The organism is Collimonas silvisoli (genome assembly GCF_018305005.1).
GTDB lineage: Bacteria > Pseudomonadota > Gammaproteobacteria > Burkholderiales > Burkholderiaceae_D > Collimonas > Collimonas silvisoli.
This window is the reverse complement of sequence record NZ_JAGQEG010000157.1, coordinates 1-6,024: the sequence shown is the minus strand read 5'-3', so window position 1 is coordinate 6,024 and position 6,024 is coordinate 1. Positions and strand designations below refer to the sequence as shown.

The window sequence follows — 6,024 nt, the reverse complement described above, 5'->3', positions numbered from 1 at the left end:
GATAATTACGTTTGGATCCGCACGCCTCGCGTCTTCGCAGAGACGCACCAATGCTTTTGCATCGTCATCAACAACCCACACAGCAGCCTTTGCAATTGCGTCGGCTACTTTCTTCTTCAAATCAACATTCGGCCAATCTTTGGTTCCTACGCGAGAATACAATTGTCCAATTAACCAGCCTAATTTTGCCTGAAATGCATCCTCGATCGAAAGAACCCTGGAGGAAAAACACACAGCGTAATGTTCAGATTTGATAGCTATAGGTAGTGAAAGGAGTGCGCACATATCACTCGCCACGCCGGCCGTAGGAAGATTTTCAAGATAGAAAAAAGACGCGTCATTATTGTTAAAAAGACGCTCCAAGAACTGCTCAAGCGTCCCCCTCGTTCTGGCAGATGCGAAGGGTTGCGATCCCATTGAAGTATTTTCTAAATTCTCTTCGAATTCTCGTTTTAATACGGCTTTAAGTGAACGTACTGGGGCCAACGAAATATAACGGGATGTACATTTGCTCCCACTCCGGCGTGCGAGATCGCAGGACTGCGTCAAGACAATAAAAAATTCGTTGTCGGCGTGGTCAGCGTAATACGGATGATATAGCTTTAAAATTGCATTAAGTGCTTCCGTTTTTTGCAGCAAATCACCTTGCTCTAAGCTGTCGGGATCGGGCGTTTGTTTATACGTCCAGTGAGCCAACGGTTTTCCTCAACGAAGCAGTGGATTGAGGGTTGGCGTGACAACGGGTTCATATCCGAGATCAATGGCCCGGTTCATGAGCTTAGTTTGAGCATCTTCCTGTAGAGAAACCGGATTTACCGAAAATTTAACGCGCTCCTGATTGGATTGAACCCATAGGGTCACAACTTCGCCCCGCGACGGGCCAAGTTTGGCCTCGAATGAACGTGACAAATTTAGGAATTCCGTAGCGTCTACCTCTGTCGGATTCTTTTCATTTGCGAAAGGGGTAGACCAACCGGTTACGAATTTTTTCATTGTTATGCCTCCATTTCCTCGTTAGATAATTTCTTCGCTACAGCAGTTGCAACTCCGAAAATTTCCAAACATTTATTATCGTCCGCCAGATAGGCCCTCGCTTCATCGGCTGTGGTAGCCGAATGGTGAAAATTCATTTCAATTCTTCCACTTCCACCTTCATAGGTAGAAGTAATCGAAATTAGATTCTCCACCGTGTTGAGTTTCATGCTCCACCCTTTGGACACTACATCCGCACCGGGAACCTCGTCATCCAAATCAATGCTTTGAAAGCGGTTGAGAAATTCTGGCTTTGTTTCACTAAGAAGGAATTGCATATTGAAACCAACGCCCGTTACGGGAGTATGGCTAAGCACTTCGAGAATTTTCCTAGCTGATTTAACAGCTACAGAGCACGATTCAGTATTTTGCGAATCAAAGAAAAATATCAAGAATTGAGACGACGCCACGCAGGACAATCCCAGAAATCTCATTTTCTGCATTGCACCATTGGCAACTATCATGTCGATCTCGACCGGAAAAGATTCACCTGCTTTCAGCCCAAAAACCGTTTGAGCGATCCATTGTGGGGTGAGGATTGCAGGATTCCAGCTTCCGGCCAATACCATAGTGGAATTTTCTTGGAATATTTTCATAACTAGATAATAGGATATTGAAATGACTCTAACATAAATAACCCTCAAAAATACCCCGGAATTTCTCGGTTTTTCAGCTCCTATTTTCTGCGTAGTAATGTAACCACCGACGACTAACACCACCGAAAGCCAGATCTTCTACATCAAAATACGTCATGTAACCCGCAGTCGCCATTAACGTTTTCCCCCATATTCGCAAAGTAAGGTTATACTTTTTAGCGATTACAAAGCAATACTAGCCTATCCCACTTACATAGATGAACACATCCTGCCTCATTGCCAATCTCAAACAGCTTGCCTCTCGACAGCTGCGATGGCGTTCCTAAACTAGGCAAGGCCGTGGTACCGAAACCACACGAAGTCTCTATAATCTAGGGCTACTTGGCGTCGCCTGCGAAATCCTGTACCAGCATTTAAAAAACAGGATAACTTACCGGATAAGAAACATCGCCGCAGGCAGCCTACCCCAACAAAATCAATGGGTTAGAACAAATATGCTGCTAATGATCGACAACTACGACTCCTTCACCTACAACCTGGTGCAATACTTCGGCGAACTTGGTGAAGATGTCCGTACCTTCCGCAATGACGAAATCACGCTCGATGAAATCAATGCCCTGAAACCTGATCGTATCTGCCTGTCGCCAGGCCCCTGCAGCCCGAAGGAAGCCGGGATCTGCGTCGACTTGCTGCAGCAGTTTGCCGGCAAGCTGCCGATACTGGGCGTCTGCCTTGGCCATCAGGCAATCGGTGAAGCGTTCGGCGGCAAAGTGATCCGCGCGCAACAAGTCATGCATGGCAAGACCTCGCCAATTCACCATACCGGCGTTGGCGTGTTCAAGGATCTGCCCAATCCGTTTACGGTGATTCGCTACCATTCGCTGGCCATTGAGCGCAGTTCGATACCGGCCTGCCTGGAAATCACGGCATGGACCGACGACGGCGAAATCATGGGTGTACGGCACAAGGACTACGATATCGAGGGCGTGCAATTCCACCCTGAATCGATCTTGTCGGAGCACGGCCATGCCTTGCTGCGTAATTTTGTTCAAAGAACTGTTTGAACCTTAGCGCCGGCGCCTCAGTAGCAAATAAGGCGCCGTCTCCTAATCCGTAGCAAGGAAATCATGCCAATCACCGAACAAGAAGCCCTGTTGCGCTGCATTGAGCATCGCGAAATCTTTCACGATGAAATGCTGTCGCTGTTCCGCCGCATCATGAAGGGCGAAATGTCGCCGCTGATGATTGCGGCGCTGACCATGGGTCTGCGCGTCAAAAAAGAAACCATAGGCGAAATCGCCGCAGCGGCGCAAGTCATGCGCGAATTCGCCACTCCCGTGCCCTGCCGCGATACCGATAATCTGGTGGATATCGTCGGCACCGGCGGCGATGGTGCGCAAACCTTCAACATCTCGACCGCATCCATGTTTGTCGCCGCCGCCGCCGGTGCGCGCGTCGCCAAACATGGCGGCCGCAGCGTTTCGTCGTCGTCCGGCAGCGCTGACGTGCTGGAATCGCTAGGCGCCAATATCAATCTGACGCCTGCCCAGGTGGCGCAATCGATAGAACAGACCGGTATCGGTTTCATGTTCGCGCCGAATCACCATGCGGCAATGAAACATGCGGCGCCAGTGCGCAAAGAACTGGGGGTGCGTACCATTTTCAATATCCTTGGCCCGTTGACCAATCCGGCCGGTGCCCCGAATATCCTGATGGGCGTATTCCATGCCGATCTGGTCGGGATCCAGGTGCGCGTGCTGCAACGGCTTGGTGCGCAACACGCGATCGTGGTGTGGGGCCGCGACAATATGGATGAAGTCTCGCTAGGCGCTGGCACCATGGTGGGTGAACTGGTGAACGGCGAAATTCGCGAATACGAAATCCATCCGGAAGATTTCGGCATGCAAATGATTGCCAGCCGCAATCTGAAAGTGTCGAACTCGGCAGAGTCCAAGCAAAAGGTGCTGGAAGCGCTGGAGGACCAAGCGGGGCCGGCGCGCGACATCGTCGCCATCAATGCCGGCGCCGCTTTGTACGCCGCCGGCGTCGCCAGTTCGATTGCCGATGGGCTGGAGAAAGCCCGCGCTGTCATCGCTTCCGGTGCAGCTAAAGCCAAACTCGATCAATTCGTGCAAGTCACCCAAGCCATCGCCGCTGCCGGCTGATGGCTTGCCCAATAAAGGAATCGCTCCATGTCTGACATTTTGAATAAAATCCTTGCCGTCAAAGCGGATGAAGTCGCCGCGGCAAAAAAGCAGCAAGACTTTGCCAGCCTGCGCCGTGAGGTAGAATCCGATGCAGAAGCACGTGCCGGTTTGCGCGCTTATGAAGCTGCTTTGCGCGCAAAAATTGCGGCAGGCCGTGCCGGCGTGATTGCCGAAGTCAAAAAGGCTTCGCCCTCCAAAGGCGTGATTCGGGCTGACTTCCGGCCAGCCGAGATTGCCGTCGACTACGCAGCGCATGGCGCCGCCTGTTTGTCGGTGCTCACCGATATCCAGTTTTTCCAGGGCGCACCCGAGTACCTGCAACAAGCGCGCGCCGCATGCGCCTTGCCGGTCCTGCGCAAGGATTTCATGATCGATCCGTATCAGGTGTATCAGGCCCGTTCATGGGGCGCCGACGCTATCTTGCTGATCGTGGCGGCACTGGACCACGGCTTGATGGCGGAGCTGGAAGCTGTCGCCCATGAGCTGGGCATGAGCGTGCTGGTGGAAGTGCACAACGCGGAAGAATTGAATGCGGCGTTAAAGCTGAAGACCGCCCTGCTCGGCATCAACAACCGCAATCTGCGCACCTTCGACACTTCGCTGCAAACCACCCTGGATCTGTTGCCGCAGATACCAGCGGACAAACTGGTCGTGACCGAATCTGGAATCCACACCCGGGATGACGTCAAGCGCATGCGTGACGCCAATGTCAACGCCTTCCTGGTGGGCGAAGCATTCATGCGCGCGGCACAGCCCGGCGTTGAACTCGGCCGCCTGTTCGATAACTGAAGCGACATGCATGCAGCCCGGCGTCGCAAGCGTCGAGCTGCATGAACAAAGATCAGAATGCCGGAATCAAAGAGCCCTTGAATTCCGCTTCGATAAACTGACGCACCTGCTCCGACTGATAAGCTTTGATCAATTTCTTGACCCAAGGTTTATCTTTATCTTCCGCCCGCGTGGCAATCAGATTGGCATACGGCCCCTTGGCGTCCTCAACTGCAATCGCATCGCGTTGCAATGACAAGCCGGCCTTCACCGCGTAATCGTTATTCACCGATGCCGCCGCCAGATCGTCCAGCGAGCGCGGCAATTGCGCGGCATCCAGCTCCACCAGCTTTAATTTTTTTGGATTTGCGATCACGTCCAGCGGTGTCGCATTAACGCCATTTTCGCCGACACCCGCCTTCAGTTTAATCAAACCCGCTTTCTGCAACAGCAACAAGGCCCGATTACCATTCGAAGGATCGTTCTGAATGCCAATACTCGCGCCTTGCGGCAGTTGATCGACATTTTTATATTTCTTCGAATAGATTCCCAACGGCGCCGTGATGGTCAAGGCTACCGGCACGATCTTGTAGCCTCTCGCCTTGATCTGGCTATCGAGGAAGGGCTTATGCTGGAAAGCGTTGGCGTCCAGATCGCCCGTCGCCAGTGCTTCATTCGGCTGCAGATAATCGCTGAAGGTGATGACCTGGATATCCAGACCGTCGCGCGCCGCCACTTTCTTGACCACCTCAAAAGTCTGCTCGGCATTGCCGACCGAGACGCCCACCTTGATCCGGGTCTTGTCTTGCGCATGGGTTGTAGTGACGCTGGCTAGCAGCAACAGAAACGGCAATGTCTTGAGGATGAGGCGACGCATTTTTTCTCCGTGAATGAGGTGCGGACAATAAAGCACGATATTCACACAGCCTCCGGCAATCGCTAACGAACGATTCCGCATGTCGATATGTCACAGACATATGTTTCGGATACGCTCTGATCGGGATTCATTTTCATTTTGTTCATATAATGAGACCTCAATCGGACAGAACCGGAAACAACACTACGACACCTACGACTGCAGTTTCTTTGGAGGTTTTTGATGCGCGCTACTTCTATTTTTCAAGTGATTACCGCAACATGCTTTAGCTTGTCCGTACTGGGCGGGGATGCGCTGGCGGCCAGCCCGCAAAGACAATATTCAGTGCGCGATTTCTTCCGCAATCCAGAGCAGAGCGGCTTCCAGCTTTCGCCCAACGGCAAATACATCAGCTTCATGCAGCCATGGCATGGCCGCATGAACATCTTTATCAAGACCGTCGGCTCGGACGCGGCGGCGCTGCGCATCACCTCCGAGAAGGCACGCGACATCAGCGGCTATTTCTGGAAAGGCGACGACCACATCCTGTTTGCCAAGGATTTTG

At 52.2% G+C, this 6,024-nt stretch carries 7 protein-coding genes and 1 pseudogene; 4 read left to right on the top strand and 4 right to left on the bottom strand.

From position 1 onward, the window contains the following. The 3 genes from KHU33_RS24900 to KHU33_RS24890 all read right to left on the bottom strand — a co-directional run. The coding region (locus KHU33_RS24900; protein ID WP_211468041.1) for a hypothetical protein at positions 1 to 696 on the bottom strand (696 nt) is incomplete at its 3' end. Between the two features lie 9 nt (positions 697 to 705). Beyond that, positions 706 to 993, bottom strand: a complete 288-nt coding sequence (locus KHU33_RS24895; RefSeq protein WP_211468039.1) for a hypothetical protein — start codon at positions 991 to 993, stop codon at positions 706 to 708. Between the two features lie 2 nt (positions 994 to 995). After that, the gene (locus KHU33_RS24890) at positions 996 to 1,748 is read right to left on the bottom strand and encodes a hypothetical protein (protein ID WP_211468037.1); all 753 of its coding nucleotides are present in this window, start codon (positions 1,746 to 1,748) and stop codon (positions 996 to 998) included. A gap of 374 nt (positions 1,749 to 2,122) precedes the next feature. Here KHU33_RS24890 and KHU33_RS24885 point away from each other — a divergent pair, with 374 nt between their 5' ends. From KHU33_RS24885 to trpC, 3 genes are all read left to right on the top strand, one after another. Continuing rightward, complete coding sequence (locus KHU33_RS24885) at positions 2,123 to 2,692, top strand: aminodeoxychorismate/anthranilate synthase component II (protein ID WP_211468035.1); 570 nt, start codon at positions 2,123 to 2,125, stop codon at positions 2,690 to 2,692. A 63-nt stretch (positions 2,693 to 2,755) separates the two neighbouring features. Continuing rightward, positions 2,756 to 3,793, top strand: a complete 1,038-nt coding sequence (trpD, locus tag KHU33_RS24880) for an anthranilate phosphoribosyltransferase (protein ID WP_211468033.1) — start codon at positions 2,756 to 2,758, stop codon at positions 3,791 to 3,793. A gap of 27 nt (positions 3,794 to 3,820) precedes the next feature. Next, positions 3,821 to 4,624, top strand: a complete 804-nt coding sequence (gene trpC / locus KHU33_RS24875) for an indole-3-glycerol phosphate synthase TrpC (RefSeq protein WP_211468031.1) — start codon at positions 3,821 to 3,823, stop codon at positions 4,622 to 4,624. Between the two features lie 52 nt (positions 4,625 to 4,676). Here the strand turns inward: trpC and KHU33_RS24870 are convergent, their stop codons facing one another. Then, positions 4,677 to 5,480, bottom strand: coding sequence for a MetQ/NlpA family ABC transporter substrate-binding protein (locus KHU33_RS24870; protein ID WP_211468029.1), 804 nt, complete (start codon positions 5,478 to 5,480; stop codon positions 4,677 to 4,679). A gap of 222 nt (positions 5,481 to 5,702) precedes the next feature. On the opposite strand from KHU33_RS24870, the pseudogene KHU33_RS24865 reads away from it, so the two are divergent. Continuing rightward, positions 5,703 to 6,024, top strand: a pseudogene (locus tag KHU33_RS24865) (S9 family peptidase); the annotation flags it as partial.